This window comes from Pseudomonas aestiva, from assembly GCF_039908605.1.
In the GTDB taxonomy this organism is placed as follows: domain Bacteria; phylum Pseudomonadota; class Gammaproteobacteria; order Pseudomonadales; family Pseudomonadaceae; genus Chryseomonas; species Chryseomonas aestiva.
The window spans coordinates 2,182,453-2,197,500 of the sequence record NZ_CP150916.1 but is presented as its reverse complement, the minus strand read 5'-3'; the positions used below and the strand labels follow the sequence as shown (position 1 = coordinate 2,197,500).

Annotated in this window: 13 protein-coding genes; 8 read left to right on the top strand and 5 right to left on the bottom strand. The window is 65.3% G+C overall.

All coding sequences use genetic code 11. The features are described 5' to 3' along the window. Window positions 1–297: 297 nt before the first annotated feature. Entirely contained in the window at window positions 298–2,247 is a 1,950-nt protein-coding gene (locus AABM56_RS10210; protein ID WP_347884065.1) for a UvrD-helicase domain-containing protein, read from the top strand. Window positions 2,248–2,349: 102 nt separating this feature from the next. Here AABM56_RS10210 and AABM56_RS10205 read toward each other — a convergent pair whose 3' ends face one another. After that, window positions 2,350–3,234: a LysR family transcriptional regulator gene (locus AABM56_RS10205; RefSeq protein WP_133859198.1), complete on the bottom strand. Its 885-nt coding sequence runs from the start codon at window positions 3,232–3,234 to the stop codon at window positions 2,350–2,352. 100 nt (window positions 3,235–3,334) lie between these two features. Between AABM56_RS10205 and AABM56_RS10200 the strand changes: the two genes are divergently transcribed. After that, window positions 3,335–3,733 carry a 4-oxalocrotonate tautomerase gene (locus tag AABM56_RS10200; RefSeq protein WP_133859199.1) on the top strand — a complete coding sequence of 133 codons (399 nt, stop codon included), beginning with the start codon at window positions 3,335–3,337 and terminating at the stop codon, window positions 3,731–3,733. A 49-nt stretch (window positions 3,734–3,782) separates the two neighbouring features. Here the strand turns inward: AABM56_RS10200 and AABM56_RS10195 are convergent, their stop codons facing one another. From AABM56_RS10195 to AABM56_RS10180, 4 genes are all read right to left on the bottom strand, one after another. After that, window positions 3,783–4,958: an L-rhamnonate dehydratase gene (locus AABM56_RS10195; RefSeq protein WP_133859200.1), complete on the bottom strand. Its 1,176-nt coding sequence runs from the start codon at window positions 4,956–4,958 to the stop codon at window positions 3,783–3,785. Between the two features lie 93 nt (window positions 4,959–5,051). After that, window positions 5,052–6,065, bottom strand: a complete 1,014-nt coding sequence (locus tag AABM56_RS10190) for a 4-hydroxythreonine-4-phosphate dehydrogenase PdxA (protein WP_133859201.1) — start codon at window positions 6,063–6,065, stop codon at window positions 5,052–5,054. After that, window positions 6,062–7,012 (bottom strand): amidohydrolase, encoded by a 951-nt coding sequence (locus tag AABM56_RS10185; RefSeq protein ID WP_133859202.1) that lies wholly within the window; start codon window positions 7,010–7,012, stop codon window positions 6,062–6,064. The genes AABM56_RS10190 and AABM56_RS10185 overlap by 4 nt, the downstream gene beginning before the upstream one ends. Then, a complete protein-coding gene (locus AABM56_RS10180; protein WP_347884064.1) occupies window positions 7,005–8,324 on the bottom strand; it encodes an MFS transporter in 1,320 nt (439 codons plus the stop codon). Before AABM56_RS10180 ends, AABM56_RS10185 begins: the two co-directional genes overlap by 8 nt. Window positions 8,325–8,616: 292 nt before the next feature. On the opposite strand from AABM56_RS10180, the gene AABM56_RS10175 reads away from it, so the two are divergent. From AABM56_RS10175 to zigA, 6 genes are all read left to right on the top strand, one after another. Further along, window positions 8,617–9,615, top strand: coding sequence for a tripartite tricarboxylate transporter substrate binding protein (locus tag AABM56_RS10175; RefSeq protein WP_133859204.1), 999 nt, complete (start codon window positions 8,617–8,619; stop codon window positions 9,613–9,615). A gap of 28 nt (window positions 9,616–9,643) precedes the next feature. Then, window positions 9,644–10,162 carry a tripartite tricarboxylate transporter TctB family protein gene (locus tag AABM56_RS10170; protein ID WP_133859205.1) on the top strand — a complete coding sequence of 173 codons (519 nt, stop codon included), beginning with the start codon at window positions 9,644–9,646 and terminating at the stop codon, window positions 10,160–10,162. Beyond that, window positions 10,159–11,679, top strand: a complete 1,521-nt coding sequence (locus AABM56_RS10165) for a tripartite tricarboxylate transporter permease (protein WP_347884063.1) — start codon at window positions 10,159–10,161, stop codon at window positions 11,677–11,679. The genes AABM56_RS10170 and AABM56_RS10165 overlap by 4 nt, the downstream gene beginning before the upstream one ends. A 92-nt stretch (window positions 11,680–11,771) precedes the next feature. Then, complete coding sequence (locus AABM56_RS10160; protein WP_133859207.1) at window positions 11,772–12,743, top strand: LysR family transcriptional regulator; 972 nt, start codon at window positions 11,772–11,774, stop codon at window positions 12,741–12,743. A gap of 129 nt (window positions 12,744–12,872) precedes the next feature. Continuing rightward, the gene (locus tag AABM56_RS10155; protein ID WP_133859208.1) at window positions 12,873–13,607 is read left to right on the top strand and encodes an SDR family NAD(P)-dependent oxidoreductase; all 735 of its coding nucleotides are present in this window, start codon (window positions 12,873–12,875) and stop codon (window positions 13,605–13,607) included. A gap of 201 nt (window positions 13,608–13,808) precedes the next feature. Then, the gene (gene zigA / locus AABM56_RS10150; protein ID WP_166655851.1) at window positions 13,809–15,038 is read left to right on the top strand and encodes a zinc metallochaperone GTPase ZigA; all 1,230 of its coding nucleotides are present in this window, start codon (window positions 13,809–13,811) and stop codon (window positions 15,036–15,038) included. Window positions 15,039–15,048: the final 10 nt, after the last annotated feature.

The window sequence follows — 15,048 nt, the reverse complement described above, 5'->3', positions numbered from 1 at the left end:
GGCGAATCCTACAGCATCCTGAGACGCTGTCAACCCCTCCACTTCATCCCGTCATCACCCGGAGGTGAAGACCAAACAGCGAAGAGTCCGTGGACCCCTCGCCCGGCTCAGACCTAAGTGCTTGATTTTCAAGCCGCTTCAGCGTCTGCGCCGGAAGTGGGGCGCATTATAGGGGAGTTTCAGGACAGGTCAACAGGTTATTTCAAGAAACTTTCAGCAGGGACCAAAAAGGCCCACAGAAAGCGACCTGTCACTCGTGCAAGGTAAGATGCGCGCAGACGATATTTCGAGGACTGCATGACTTCCATCCTGGCTCGCTACCGACAACAGCTGAGGAACGCGCTTGGCGATTGGTTTCCCCGCACCACGCTCTTCCTTAAAGGAGAGCCACCTATTAAGGGAGATACCAAGCCAGGCAGCCACAAGAAGGCAGAGCCGGCCCAAGCCCCCAAGCGCCAGGCAGAGCCGAAGGCCGCCAGCAAAGGGGCGAAGAGGGAGCAATCGACCGTCCAGCCCACGCTGGCTGCCCCGACTGTCCCCTCCCCCACCGTCCTCTATGGTTCCGCCTTCACGGTGAAGCGCTCTCAGGAGCAGCGGATGAAGATGCGCGTCGAGCAGGCCGTTGCTCAGGGCATCATCCAGCCTCCGTCGCCGGAACAATGGAAGATGATCCTGGCGCGTGCCCCGGCAACGCGAATCTTCGCAGGTGCCGGCTCGGGCAAGACCACTACGTTGGTACTGCGGGTGGTGTTCATGCTGTGCTACCTCGAGATCCCGCGCGAGCAACTGACCGTCATCTCCTTTACCAAGGCTTCCTGCGAAGAGTTGCGCGCGCAGCTCAAACGCGTCCTGGCCTTCTGGGACGTTCCGCTGAATGAAGAGGCGGCACGCGAACTGGTGAGAACCTTTCACTCGGCCCTGGCACAACTGGCGCGCTCAGAGCTGAGGGCGACGCAGTGGTTCGAGCAGTTGTCCACCCAATCGAAAGGTGAGGATGAACCGGATAACGCCATGCTGGCTGGCGCCACGCTGAACGAAGGTCAACGGCAGCTCCTGGTGCAAGCCTACGAGAATTGCTACCGCGAGGACGCCGGTTTTCGTCGTCGGGTTCATCTGTTGCTGGATCTGGCGGCGCCCAATGAGGAAGAGCCACCTGGCGCCCCGTCCTTGCAGCCCTTCGTCCTCAATGGCGAACGCCAACCACAACCGCTGCCCGACCTCTTCTATGGTCAGGCTTCATTCGCCGAGACCCTGGGGCTGCGGGTCGGCTCCATAAAGAGCAACCAACTGGAGTGCTCCACGCGGGACCGGATCTTTCTGGAGGCCATGCAGCAGTTCTGGCGCCACTTTGGCAAGTTGCTGAAGGAGCAACGGCTGATCACCTTCAATACCGCCTTTGCCGTGCTGACGGATCGCCTGGACAAGAAACCCAGTCGCGCCCTGATTGCCCGCCTGCAGCCCTTCACCCATTTGCTGATCGACGAATTCCAGGACATCTCGCCGCAGATCGCCCTCTGGCTGCAGCAGGTACAGCGCAGGCTCGCCGAAGAGAAAGCCGCACCTTCACTGATGGCTATCGGTGACGACTGGCAGTCCATCTATGGCTGGCGGGGCAGCTCGCCGGAGTTGTTCATCCACTTCGATCGCTGGTTTCTAGGCCAGACGCCCAGCCAGACGCTGATGCTGGGGACCAACTACCGTTCTTCACCGGACATCGTGGCTGACGGTGAACGCATCCTGACCCAGGTGCGCCACAAGCAACCCAAGAAAACTCAGGCCTTCCGCGTTGCGGATGCCCAGGGACACGGGGTCAGGGTCGTACCCCAATTCGATATCGCTCGTCAGTTGGCTTCGTTGTTGGGCGAGATCGAGGCGCAAAGGACCTATGCCGCGGAACGAGAGCGGCCGGAGCGCTGCGCGGTCATGGTAATGAGTCGTCTGAACGCGCCCTTGAAAGCCATCAACGAGCAGCTGGGCCGTCAGTCCGGAGTGCGGACCTGCACCATCCACCGAGCCAAGGGCCTGCAGGCCGAGGTGGCGATCGTGCTGGACGACGGCCAGCCTCAGCAGCCCCATCCGCTGCGCAATGCCCTCTATGCGGCCAGCGGGCATTTTCAGCAGAGCTATGACGCTGCCATGGCCGACGAAGCGCTGCGCCTGAGCTATGTGGCGGTGACCCGTGGGGTCAGTCGGGTGCTGTGGTACACCCGGCAGCCACGGGGGGCAGCGGCGATATTGGCGGGCTAAGCAGGTATCGGCTCGGGTGGCGTCGTCTCGTACCCCCATCGAGCGCGGCACAAAGTGAGTGGCCATGCCCGCCATGACGACGCGCGCATCGCCACCCTCTCCTTAGCCACTCAGACTTGAAGCAATAGCCTCGCTCAATCCCTGCAGACGTCGCGATTGCATGGACTGGTCCTCGTATCGAGCATGCAGGAGCAGAAAGCGTGCCGAGGGCAAGGCCGGCAGGGCGTCTTGGTCGAGCAGACGCAGCCCCTGTCCGGCCACCGCGGAAGCATTCAGGCAAGCAATGCCGAGGCCAGCCGTCAGCGCTGCCTGCAGACCTGCCACACCAGAAGCGATATGGCTGATGACATAGGGGATGCCTGCGGCCTCCAGGCGGCTGCACGCCAACCGATGCAGGGAGCAGCCCTCCGGCAACAGAGCCAGGGGCAAGGGTCGCCCTCGCTGCAGCGGATTGCTATCCAAAGCACTCACCCAGATCAGTGGCTCCTGGTGCAGGGGTCTGATCTTCACCCTGGGTCCAGTCTTCCGCTCCGACTCAAGGCTCATAACGATGGCCAAGTCCAGCTCGCCCTGGCGATGGGCAAGCTCGAGCTCGTCGCTCCTGCCGATGCGGGTACGCAGACGCAGCCCCGGCAGTTGTTGATGCAGGCGTGCCAGCAAGCGCGCCAGATCGGCTGGGCGGAAATAGTCGGTCACGCCAAGGCAGGCTTCTCCTTCGAGAGGAATCTCGTGGAGATCGCGCCAGGCCGCATCGGCCATCGCCAATAGCGGCCTGGCATGGGCCAGCAATCGCTCTCCTGCGGCCGTCGGTTTTACTCCGCTTTTGCTGCGAATCAACAGGGTATGGCCAGCGCGCTCTTCCAGCTTGCGCAATTGCTCGCTGAGCGCTGATTGCGAGAGACAACGCAGCGGTACTGCTGCCGATAGGCTACCGGCGTCAACGGCGGTGACCAGGGTGCGAAGCTGTTCGAGATCGAAGCCGGACATGAGCAGCCATTCCAAAAACCGATGGATTCTATTCTATATTCCTGCTTTTCCGTTGCAAGGACGACCTGCACAGTGATGGCTCCAACCCAGGAGAACTGCCATGCCCCACATTACCCTTCAGCTTTCTGGCAAACGCGATGAGACCCTCGGTCAACGTGCGGTACTGCTGATCAATGACCTGATCAAAGAGTGTTTGGGAAAACGCTCCGAAGACATGGCCACTACCCTCCACTACATTCCTGAGTCGGATTGGTTTCTTGGCGGGCAGTCGTTGGCGACGCTGGGCGGTAGCGCCTTCCACCTCGACATCAGCATCACCGACGAGACGAATACCAAGGGCGAAAAGTCGCGTTTCCTTCGTGAAGTCCAGGCAGCCATGGCGACGCTCAGGCCCGACCTTCACCACCTCTGCTATGTGCATCTGATCGATGCCCGCGCCACAGCCTATGGTTTTAGCGGCCGGAGTCAGGAATGGCGACACCAGCAAGTCGGGGTCTGATTCCGCAGCTGGCTACCGCCCTTCCCCCGGGCGGCAGCCAGTCCGCCCGCTACTCGATCACGTCGAAATCCTTGATGTGCTCTTCGGACAGCTCCAGGCCCAGGCCGGGGATGTCGTCGTCCAGTTGCAGGTAGCCACCGACCGGCTGGGGTTCGCCCTTGAAGACGTAGTAGAAGAGTTCGTTGCCCACTTCCACGTCGAAGACGGGGAAGAACTCGGCCATGGGTGAGGCGGTGCTGGCCATGGTCAGGTGGTAGTTGTGCATCTGGCCGGCGTGGGGGATGACCGGGACGGACCAGGCTTCGGCCAGGGCGTTGATCTTGCGCGCGGCGGTGATGCCGCCAACGCGGTTGGTGTCGTACTGGATGACGTCCACCGCGCGGCGTTCGAGCAGGTCCTTGAAACCGTAGGAGGTGAATTCGTGCTCGCCGCCGGATATGGGCATGATGCCCATCTTCTTGAGTTCGACGTAGCCCTCGATGTCATCGGCAATGACCGGCTCTTCCAGCCAGCGCGGTTCGAATTCGGCCAGTTTGGGCAGCATGCGGCGGGCGTATTCCAGGGTCCAGCCCATGTAGCACTCCAGCATGATGTCGACGTCGGGCCCGGCCAGTTCGCGCAGGGCGCGGACCTGTTCGAGGTTGCGCCGCATGCCGGCGGGGCCGTCCTTGGGCCCGTAGCCGAATCTCATCTTGAGGGCGTCGAAGCCCTGGTTGAGATAGCCCTGGGCCTCTTCCAGGAACAGATCCAGATTGTCGTTGGCGTAGAGCTTGGAGGCGTAGCAGGGGATCTTTTCCTTGGTGCGACCACCCAGCAGCTTGAACACCGGCTTGTCTACCGCCTTGCCCATGAGGTCCCAGAGCGCCAGGTCGACGGCGGAGATGGCGGCCATGCCGATGCCCTTGCGGCCCCAGGCGTGGGTGCGGCGATACATCTTCTGCCAGAGGTATTCGTTGTCGAAGGGATCCTGGCCCATGACGATGGGGGTCAGGTACAGATCGATGATCTCCTTGGCCACTCGCGGCGCCAGGGCGCAGTTGCCCAGACCAACCAGGCCGCTGTCGGTCTCGATCTCCACCACGAGCCAGCCGTGGAAGCGGAAGGAGCCCATGGCGTCGCCGCGCTCATAGAGGATGTCGGTGGCATTGGTGCAGAAGTGCGCCTGGGGCGGGACGACCTTGCCTTTCCATTCGAAGACGCGGGTGCGGACGCTGGTAATTTTCATCGGACTTTCCTTTTTTCGAGCATGGGTCAGGCCGGCCGGCTCTACGAGCCGGTTCGGCGAATTCAGATAGCGCCTGGAGCGCCCCGGTAGCTATCAGTGGCGAGACGCGCCCAGGCGACAGGCGATCTCGAAGGCCTGACGGGTCGCGCCGACGTTGGCGCGGCCCTGGCCGGCGATGTCGAAGGCGGTGCCGTGGGCGGGCGTGGCGATGGGAATGGGCAGGCCACCCTGCACCGTCACCCCGCGGGAAAAGCCCATCAGCTTGATCGCGATCTGGCCCTGGTCGTGGTACATGGTCACCACGGCGTCGAAGGCGCGGTTATCGCCCTGGACCTTGAGAAAGATGGTGTCCGCCGGATAGGGACCGTCGGCGGCGATGCCCAGCGCCTTGGCGCGCTCCACGGCCGGGCCGATGAGGTCGAGCTCCTCGCGGCCGAAGCTGCCGTTGTCGCCATTGTGCGGATTAAGGCCGCAGACACCGATGCGCGGCCGCGCCAGGCCGCTGCGTTTGAGTTCGTTGTCGATCAGCTGGATCGCCTCGATCACCCGCTCCTCGCTGAGCAGGCCGGGGACCTCCTTGAGCGCGACATGGGAGGTCACCCGCGAGGTCCAGAGGTCGTCGAGCACGTTGAATTCGCAGAATGGCCCCTGGTAGCCCAGGTGTTCGGCGAACCAGTGCAGCTCGTCGTTATGGCCCATGCCCGCCAGGTGCAGCGAGGTCTTGTTCAGCGGACCGAAGAGGATGGCGTCGGTGTGCCCGGCCCGGGTCAGGTCGAGGGCGACGGCCAGGGTGTCCAGACTGTAGCGGCCACCAACGGCGCTGGCCTCGCTGCGGGGGAAGGCGCCCTCGGCGGCGCCGCGGTAGGGATACAGCAGGGGTATGTCGTCCTGGAAATCGAGGGCATCCAGGCTGTCGATGCGGCGATAGGGGTATTCGCAACCGGCGATGCGCATGCCGGTACGGGCCTCCTCCTCGTCGGCAATCAGCACCAGGCGGGCGCGGCTGCGCACTTCGGGATCGGCCAGCAGGCGGGCGATCAGTTCGGGACCGATGCCGGCCGGGTCGCCCAGCACCAGGGCCAGGCGGGGAAGCGGAGAATTGCTCATGCGGAAGTCCTCAGGTAGGTGTCCAGGCGGATGACGTCGGCCTCCGGGCGATACAGGCGCCGGGCGGTGTCGTGGAAAATCTGGCGCTGCGCCGTGGCAGGCAGCTCGGCCACCAGACGCTTGAAGCCACCGATGATGGTGTCGTAGCTGCCGCACAGGCGGTCGACGGGAAAGTTGCTGGCGAACATGGCCCGCTCGGCACCGAAGACGGCGATGGCCTCGCGGACGATCCATGTGTTGTCCTCGGCGCGCCACGGCTGGCCGGCGAGGCCCAGGCCGGAGATCTTCAGCGCCACGTTGGGCCATTCGGCGAGGCGGGCCAGGGCCGCGCGCCAGGCGGCCAGACCTTCGGCGCTGCGATCGGACGGCAGCCCCGTGTGGTTGAGGATCAGCTGGGTAGCCGGGAAGTCCCGCGCCAGGCGACAGGCTTCGTCGAGATTCCACCAGGGCGTCTGCAGATCGAAGTGCAGGCCATGGCGCTGCAATTCGGCATAGCCCCGGCGCCAGCTGTCGTCACTCATCAGGGTACGCTGGCTGCCGATGTCTTCGGGACGCGCCGGACCACCGGGCTTGTGTCTCACGCTGCGCACCCGTTCGAAGGCGGCCTGGGCGGCGAGCAGCTCGGCGGCGTCTTCGGCATCCAGCCAGGCCTGGGCGACCACCGCATTGGGCACGCCATGGCGGCGCGCCAGGTCGTGAATGTAGCGGGTCTCACCCAGGGGATCGCGGGGATCCCACTCGGTCTCGACATAGACGGTCTGGACCACGTCATGGCCCGCCGCGTCAGCGAAATAGTGCTCTGGCAGATAGTCGCCCCTGATGGCGCTGTAATCGCCATAGCGAAACGGGATGGTTTCCGCACCGGACAGCCAGGGGTGAAAATTGCGCCCGGGTTCCCAGAAGTGATGATGGGCATCGACGATGGGTCCGCTGTAGAGCTCAGTCATGGGCCAGCTCCTGGGTGTCCAGGGCGATCAGCAGGGTGCCGAGGATGAACAGGCCGGAGCAGAGGGCGAAGAAGCCCAGCACCGCCGGGTAGCCACCCAGGTGCTGCAGCAGCAGGCCGACCAGGATGGGCACGGCGATGCCACCCAGGCTGCCGGCCAGATTCATCACCCCACCGATCAGGCCGACCCGTGCCGGCGCGGCCAGCAGTGCCGGAAAGCTCCAGTAGAGGCTGCCCCACATGAGGAAGAAGGCGGTGAGCGACAGCAGCGCCACGGCGGCATAGGGATCGGTCAGCCGCGGCAGCAGCAGGAAGGCTGCCAGCGCCACCAGGCCGGAGCAGGACAGCAGCCCCTTGGCGGCGAGGCCACGGCGCACGCCCTTGCGCACCAGCAGGTCGCAGAGGAAGCCACCGACCAGGGAGCCGGCCGCCCCGCAGAGAAAGATGACGAAGGTGGCGGCGCCTATGCCCTTGATGTCGAAGCCACGGGCCTGGGCCAGATAGCTGGGGCCCCAGGTCAGCAGGCCGAAGAACACCATGGCCCAGCTGGCGCGACCGATGAGGATGCCGGCCAGGGAGCGGTGGGCGATACCCAGGCCCCGGGCGCCAGCCTTGGCGGCCTGGGCCATCGAGGTGGTGCGACCTTCGTTGATGCGCGCCAGCTCGGCGGCATTGACGCCGGGGTGGGCCGCCGGGTCGTCCCTCAGGTAGCGACAGGCAAGCCAGGCCATGGCCAGGGTCGCGATACCGGCGATGAAGAAGGCGGTGCGCCAGGAGCCGAAGACGGCGATCAGGTAGGCGATGAGCAGACCGCCCAGGGCGACGCCCAGCGGTCCGCCGCAATCCATCAGTACCGCGCCACGCCCACGCTCGCTGGAGGCCAGCCAGAGGGAGTTGAGCTTGCCACCCGCCGGAAACAGCGGCGCCTCGGCGGCGCCCAGGGCGACCCGGGCGAAGATCAGCGACAGTCCGCCGGTGGCGAAGGCGGCGAGGGTCTGGAAGACGCCCCAGAGGCCGGTGGACCAGCCGATGACGCGGCGCGGGCCGTAGCGGTCGATCAGCCAGCCACCGGGGATCTGCAGGAGCGCATAGGCCCAGAAGAAGCTGCTGAGGATCAGCCCCTGGATGGCTGGCGTCAGCTGGAATTCGCGGGCGATGGTGGGCATGGCGATGGACAGCGACACCCGGTCAACCAGGTTGATGACGGTCAGGCCGAAGATGATGGCGAAGATGCGCCAGCGGACGCGGGAAGCCTGCAGCGCCGTGGGCACGGCGGCATCGGCAAGGCGTGAGGAACGGGACGTCGAGAGCATGGCATGGACCCCTGGGATTCTTGTTATGGGTGTTCAGCTGCCGGCTGGCGAGATCGACTATCGGACGCAGATCGATAACCGTCTAATCAAATCTGCGCATAGGTGTATAGCCTCAGGATATAGGTCGAACGTGTCCGGTCGCGGTAGCTCTTGTGCCATGCGGCCCGGGACAAGGTGACATCGGAGACATAACCTCAGGCTATCGGTGCATGCCTTATTTTGAGTGGTCAGGCTTGCCCAGGGCTGCGCACACTCGGCCCACCCAAAACAACGACAAGAAAGAGGTAGTCCCATGCGCAGCGTCTCTCTGCTCGCCACCCTTCCCCTGTGCCTGGCCGCCGCGGTGTCTCCTGTGGCCCAAGCCGCCTGGCAGCCCGAGGGCAAGGTGGAAATCGTCGTCGCCGGCGGCCCCGGTGGCGGCACCGACCAGCTCGGTCGGCTGATTCAGTCGATCATCACCCAGCACAAGCTGCTCGACGCCAGCACCGTGGTGATGAACAAGGGCGGCGGCAATGGCGCCGAGGCCTTCCTGGAGATGAAGCTGGCCAAGGGCGAGGCGGACAAGCTGGTCATCGCCACCAACAACGTCTATCTGCTGCCACTGACCGCCAAGCTTGGCTACCAGCTCGCCGACCTCACCCCGGTGGCGGCCATCGCGGAAGACGATTTTATTCTCTGGAGCTACGCCGACGCGCCCTGGAAAGACGCCCGTGGCTACATCGAAGCCATCAAGCAGGATCCCGCCGGCAAGCGCATGGGGGGCAGCCAGTCCAAGGACGTCGACCAGACGCTGACCCTGCTGCTCAACCGCACCGAGGGCACCAAGCTCACCTATATCCCCTTCAAGAGCGGCAGCGAGGCGGCGACCCAGCTGGCTGGCAAGCACATCACCTCCAACGTCAACAATCCCAGCGAGAGCCTGAGCCAGTGGCGTGGTGGGCAGGTGGTGCCGCTCTGCGTATTCAGCCAGGCACGCATGGCCTATACCGCCAAGGTCACCGAGACCCACGCCTGGTCCGACGTGCCCACCTGCAAGGAGCAGGGCCTGGGCATCGATCAGTACCGCTTCCCGCGTACCGTGCTGCTGCCCGGCGGCGTCAGCGACGAACAGCGCGCCTTCTATGTGGAGCTTTTGCGCAAGGTCAGCCAGACACCGGAGTTCAAGGCCTACATCGAGCGTAATGCCCTGGTGCCGACCTTCCTCGAAGGCCAGGCTCTGCAGGACTACATCGCCCAGGACAGCGCCCGGGTCACCCCGGTGTTCGAGGCCGCGGGCTGGCTCAAGCGCTGATCGGCGCATCGACACAGGAGAGACGGCCATGGCCGGAGATTCCCTGATCACCACCCGCTGGGTGGAGCTGGGCCTGGCGGCCTTTACCGCCGGACTCGGTGGCATCGTGATGATTGGCAGTCTGGAACAGGGTATCGGCTGGGGCGATGCCGGCCCCGAGCCGGGCTACTTCCCCTTCTACATCGGCCTGCTGCTGAGCCTGGCCAGCCTGGCCACGGCGCTGCAGACCCTGTGGCGCTGGCAGGCGTTGCGCACCAGCTTCGTCGAGCGCGCCGCCTTCGGCCAGGTGCTGCGGGTGTTCCTGCCGATGCTGGCCTTCGTCGTCGCCCTGCCCCTGCTGGGCCTCTACCTGACGGCCTTCCTGTTCATCGCCTGGTTCATGGCGCGGGATCGCCAGCGGCAAAGGCGCTACGGCGCCTCGCAGATCCTGGCCATCGCGGGCGGCGTGAGCCTCGCCAGCTATCTGATCTTCGCCCTCTGGTTCAAGGTGCCTCTGGATGCCGGGCCCCTGGCCGACCTCGCCCGCCTGCTGAGGAGCCTGTCATGAGCGAATTCGATTCCCTGATGCACGGGATGGGCCTGATCCTGTCCTTCCATCACATCGCGCTGATGGTGATCGGCGTGCTGCTCGGCATCCTGGTCGGGGTGCTGCCCGGCCTGGGCGCGCCCAATGGCGTCGCCCTGCTGCTGCCGCTGACCTTCACCATGAGCCCGACGTCAGCCATCATCCTGCTCTCCTGCATGTACTGGGGGGCGCTGTTCGGCGGCTCCATCACCTCGATCCTGTTCAACATCCCGGGTGAACCCTCGTCGGTGGCCACCACCTTCGACGGCTATCCGCTGGCCCGCCAGGGCCGCGCGGGCGAGGCCCTGACCGCGGCCTTCACCTCGGCGCTGCTGGGCGCCCTGGTCGGGGTGCTGCTGCTGACCTTCCTCTCCAGCCGCATCGCCGCCTTCGCCATGGAATTCAGCTCGCCGGAATTCTTCGCCGTCTACCTGCTGGCCTTCTGCACCTTCATCGGCATGAGCAAGAATCCGCCGCTAAAGACGGTGGCAGCCATGATGATCGGCTTCGCCATGGCGGCAGTGGGCATGGATACGGTGTCCGGCAATCTGCGCCTGACCTTCGACCAGCCGGCGCTGCTCTCGGGCATCAGCTTCGAGGTGGCGGTGATCGGCCTGTTCGGCATCGGCGAGATCCTCTGCACCGTGGAGGAAGGCCTGGTCTTTCGTGGCGAGCAGGCACGCATCACCCTGCGCACCTTGCTCGGCACCTGGAAACAGCTGCCGCGCTACTGGCTGACCTGGCTGCGCAGCGCCCTGGTCGGCTGCTGGATGGGTGTGACGCCCGGCGGCCCTACCGCCGCCTCCTTCATGAGCTACAGCCTGGCGCGACGCTTTTCGAAGAACCGCGACGGCTTCGGCAAGGGCGAACTGGAAGGGGTGATCGCCCCGGAGACCGCGGACCACAGTGCCGGCACCAGCGCCCTGCTGCCGATGCTGACGCTGGGTATTCCCGGCTCCGCCACCGCCGCGGTGATGCTCGGCGGCCTGATGATCTGGGGCCTGCATCCGGGGCCGACCCTGTTCACCGAACAGCACGACTTCGTCTGGAGCCTGATCGCCAGCATGTACCTGGGCAACGTGGTCAGCCTGATCGTGGTGCTGGCGACGGTGCCGCTGTTCGCCGCCATCCTGCGGATCCCCTTCTGCATCATCGCGCCCATCATCTTCACCGTCTGCGTGATCGGCGCCTATTCGGTGCACAACAGCCTGTTCGACGTCTGGCTGATGCTCGGCTTCGGCATCCTTGGCTATGCCTTCAAGAAGCTCGGCTATCCCATCGCTCCGCTGGTGCTGGCGGCGGTACTGGGTGACAAGGCCGAGGACGCCTTCCGCCAGTCGATGCTGTTCTCCGATGGCCAATTGGGCATCTTCTGGTCCAACCCGCTGGTGGGCAGTCTGACCACCGCGGCGCTGCTGATGCTCTGCTGGCCTTTGCTGGCGCGGGGACTGCAGGCGCTGCGCCCGGGCCAGCCGCGGGTCAAGGTACGGCCGTCGTGAATGCTCCGGCCTGGCGCGGACGCACCTCACCGACGCCAGGCCTGGACTCATGCGTTACCCTAGCCGGCTCCCCGGTACCCAGGTCCGCCAGCATGACGCGCATTCCCGATGCCCACACCATCCACAGCCGTCTGCGCCTGCGCCAGTTGCGCCTGGTGCTGGCGCTGGCGGAATTCGGCTCGCTGCGCCGCGCCGCCGACGACATCGGCATGACCCAGCCGGCCGCCACCAAGATGCTCCATGAGATCGAGAGCCTGCTGGGCGTGGGGCTGTTCGAGCGGCTGCCGCGGGGCATGCGCGCCACGGCCTTTGGCGAGACGGTGATCTACTACGCGCGGATGGTCTTCGCCGAACTCTCTGGCATGCGCGAGGAGCTGGTCGCGCTGGAATCGGGCAATCTCGGCCGGGTCGCGGTAGGCGCCATCCCGGCGCTGGCATCGGGGCTGCTGACCCGTACCATCGCCACGCTCAAGCAGAGTCATCCGCGGCTGTCCATGTCAATCCAGGTGGATACCAGCGACGTGCTGGTCCAGGCGCTGCTACAGGACCAGCTGGACGTGGTTCTGGGGCGCATCCCCACTGGCGCCCGCGCCGAGGAACTGCTGTTCGACAGCCTCGGCGAAGAGGTGCTCTGCGTGATCGCCGGCGCCCAGAATCCCCTGGCCCAGGCCACCCACCTCACCTGGGGCGAATTGCAGGAACACACCTGGGTGCTGCAGCAGCACCCCAGCCCGATGAGGGCCATCATCAACCAGGCCTTCCACGATGCCCGCGTCGATATCCCCGGCAGCATCGTCGAGACCACCTCCATCATGACCCTGCTGGCGCTGGTGCAGCAGACCGACATGCTCGGCGTGACGCCGCTGTCGGTAGTCAACGACTACCCCGGTCGTCACCTGCTGGCGGTGCTGCCCATCGCCTTCGAGCCGCGGCTGCCGCCCTATGGATTGATCCGTCGCCGGCACCGGGTGCAGTCCTCGGCCATGCAGACCTTCATGGTGGCGGTGCGCAGCGAGCATGGGCGGCTGAAGCACGACGACGGCTCAGCCTCCAACTCAGGCTGACCTGCAACGCCCATCGATTGCCCCACTCACCCCGCTTGGGCATAGTGAACCGGCCTGCCAGACGCCGGAGTCACCTACCATGCCCGTCCTATCGCCCCTCGCCCACCCCGCTGCCTGCCGGGGTCGCCCATGACCCAGCGCACCATGCTGCTCACCGGCGCCAGTCGCGGGATCGGTCACGCCACCGTCAAACTGTTCCGCAACCTGGGCTGGCGTCTGCTCACCGTCTCCCGCCAGCCGTTCTCCGAGGAATGCGCCTGGCCGGAAGCCCGCGACGCGCACATCCAGGCCGATCTCGCCGACCTCTCCCAGATCGATCGCCTGGTCGCCACCGTCCGCGAGCGCCTGCCGAGTGGCAAGCTGCACGCGCTGGTCAACAACGCGGGGATCTCGCCCAAGGGAACCGATGGCAGTCGCCTCGGCGTGCTGGCCTCGGATGCCGAAACCTGGACCCAGGTGCTCAACGTCAACCTGGTCTCCACCGCCCTGCTGGCTCGCGCCCTGCTACCCGAGCTGGAAGCGGCGCAAGGCAGCATCGTCAACGTCACCTCCATCGCCGGCTCCCGGGTGCATCCCTTCGCCGGGGTAGCCTATGCCGCCTCCAAGGCGGGCCTGGCCGCCCTCACCCGCGAACTGGCCCATGAGTTCGGCCCCCGTGGCATCCGCGCCAACGCCATAGCACCGGGCGAGATCGCCACCTCCATCCTCTCGCCCGGTACCGACGGTCTGGTGGAAGCCGAGGTCCCGCTCAAGCGCCTGGGCACCCCCGACGAAGTGGCCGAGACCATCTATTTTCTCTGCAGCGAACGCTCCTGCTACATCAACGGCGCCGAGATCCATATCAATGGCGGTCAGCATGTCTAGGTAGCGCTGTCGCTTAGGGCAGCCCTCCTGGATTCATGGCGGGCCGCTTGAACCACCTTGCCCGCTAGCTGCAGAGGACGCCGGGCAAGACACCCGCTGTCCTTAACCCACCAATAATGTTATGTTATAACGTGTGTGAAACATCCAATCATCCTGGTCCAGGGATGCCCCGCCCTGCGACCTCCCTTAGCCGTGACGACCATGACCGCCCAAGCCAGCCTCCCCAGCAAGAAACTCCCTGTCACCGTGCTGTCCGGCTTTCTCGGCGCCGGCAAGACCACCCTGCTCAACCACATCCTCAACAACCGCGAAGGCCGGCGGGTGGCGGTCATCGTCAACGACATGTCCGAGGTCAACATCGACGCCGCCCTGGTCCGCGACGGCGGCGCCGAGCTGTCGCGCACCGAGGAGAAGCTGGTGGAGATGAGCAACGGCTGCATCTGCTGCACCCTGCGCGAAGACCTGCTGCTGGAAGTCGAATGCCTCGCCCGCGATGGCCGCTTCGATCAGCTGGTCATCGAATCTACCGGGATCTCCGAGCCGCTCCCCGTGGCCGAGACCTTCACCTTCGCCGGCGAAGACGGGCGCTGCCTCGGCGATGTCGCCCAGCTCGATACCCTGGTCACCGTGGTGGATGCCTTCAACTTCCTGCGCGACTACGCCTCCAGCGACCTCCTGGAATCCCGCGGCGAATCCCTGGGCGAGGAAGACGAACGCACCGTGGTCGACCTGCTGATTGAGCAGATCGAATTCTGCGATGTGCTGGTGGTGAACAAGCTGGACCTGGTCGAGCCGGCGGAACGTGATCGCCTGCTGGCCATCCTGCGCAGCCTCAATCCCCGCGCGCGACTGGAGCTGACGAGCTTTGGCGCCGTGCCCCTGGAGCGGGTGCTGCAGACCGGTCTGTTCGACTTCGATAAAGCTGCCCAGGCGCCGGGCTGGCTGCAGGAGCTGCGCGGCGAACACACGCCCGAGACCGAGGAATACGGCATCTCGAGCTTCGTCTACCAGGCCCGTCGCCCCTTCCATCCCGAACGCTTCTTCGCCTTGGTCAAGCAGGAATGGCCCGGCGTGATCCGTTCCAAGGGCTATTTCTGGCTGGCCAGCCATCCCGCTCATGCCGGGAGCTGGTCCCAGGCCGGCGCCGTCGCCCGCCATGGCGTGGCCGGTCGCTGGTGGGCCGCGGTACCGCCTGAGCAATGGCCAGAGGATGAAGAGACCGTCGCTTTCATCAAGGAGAAATGGCATGAAGGCGTCGGTGATGCCCGCCAGGAATTGGTACTCATCGGCATGGACATGGACGACGTTGATCTGCGCGCCCGCCTGGACGCCTGCCTGTTGACCGACGGCGAACTCGCCGCCGGCCCCGCGGCCTGGACGCACCTGCACAACCCCTTCAGCGACTGGCCCCAGGCCGCCGATCCCCACTGAATCGAGCCCT

Coding starts and splice junctions, on each gene's coding strand:
- AABM56_RS10210 (WP_347884065.1), top strand. CDS start 298: ATGACTTCCATCCTGGCTCGCTACCGACAACAGCTGAGGAACGCGCTT.
- AABM56_RS10205 (WP_133859198.1), bottom strand. CDS start 3,234: ATGTCCGGCTTCGATCTCGAACAGCTTCGCACCCTGGTCACCGCCGTT.
- AABM56_RS10200 (WP_133859199.1), top strand. CDS start 3,335: ATGCCCCACATTACCCTTCAGCTTTCTGGCAAACGCGATGAGACCCTC.
- AABM56_RS10195 (WP_133859200.1), bottom strand. CDS start 4,958: ATGAAAATTACCAGCGTCCGCACCCGCGTCTTCGAATGGAAAGGCAAG.
- AABM56_RS10190 (WP_133859201.1), bottom strand. CDS start 6,065: ATGAGCAATTCTCCGCTTCCCCGCCTGGCCCTGGTGCTGGGCGACCCG.
- AABM56_RS10185 (WP_133859202.1), bottom strand. CDS start 7,012: ATGACTGAGCTCTACAGCGGACCCATCGTCGATGCCCATCATCACTTC.
- AABM56_RS10180 (WP_347884064.1), bottom strand. CDS start 8,324: ATGCTCTCGACGTCCCGTTCCTCACGCCTTGCCGATGCCGCCGTGCCC.
- AABM56_RS10175 (WP_133859204.1), top strand. CDS start 8,617: ATGCGCAGCGTCTCTCTGCTCGCCACCCTTCCCCTGTGCCTGGCCGCC.
- AABM56_RS10170 (WP_133859205.1), top strand. CDS start 9,644: ATGGCCGGAGATTCCCTGATCACCACCCGCTGGGTGGAGCTGGGCCTG.
- AABM56_RS10165 (WP_347884063.1), top strand. CDS start 10,159: ATGAGCGAATTCGATTCCCTGATGCACGGGATGGGCCTGATCCTGTCC.
- AABM56_RS10160 (WP_133859207.1), top strand. CDS start 11,772: ATGACGCGCATTCCCGATGCCCACACCATCCACAGCCGTCTGCGCCTG.
- AABM56_RS10155 (WP_133859208.1), top strand. CDS start 12,873: ATGACCCAGCGCACCATGCTGCTCACCGGCGCCAGTCGCGGGATCGGT.
- zigA (WP_166655851.1), top strand. CDS start 13,809: ATGACCGCCCAAGCCAGCCTCCCCAGCAAGAAACTCCCTGTCACCGTG.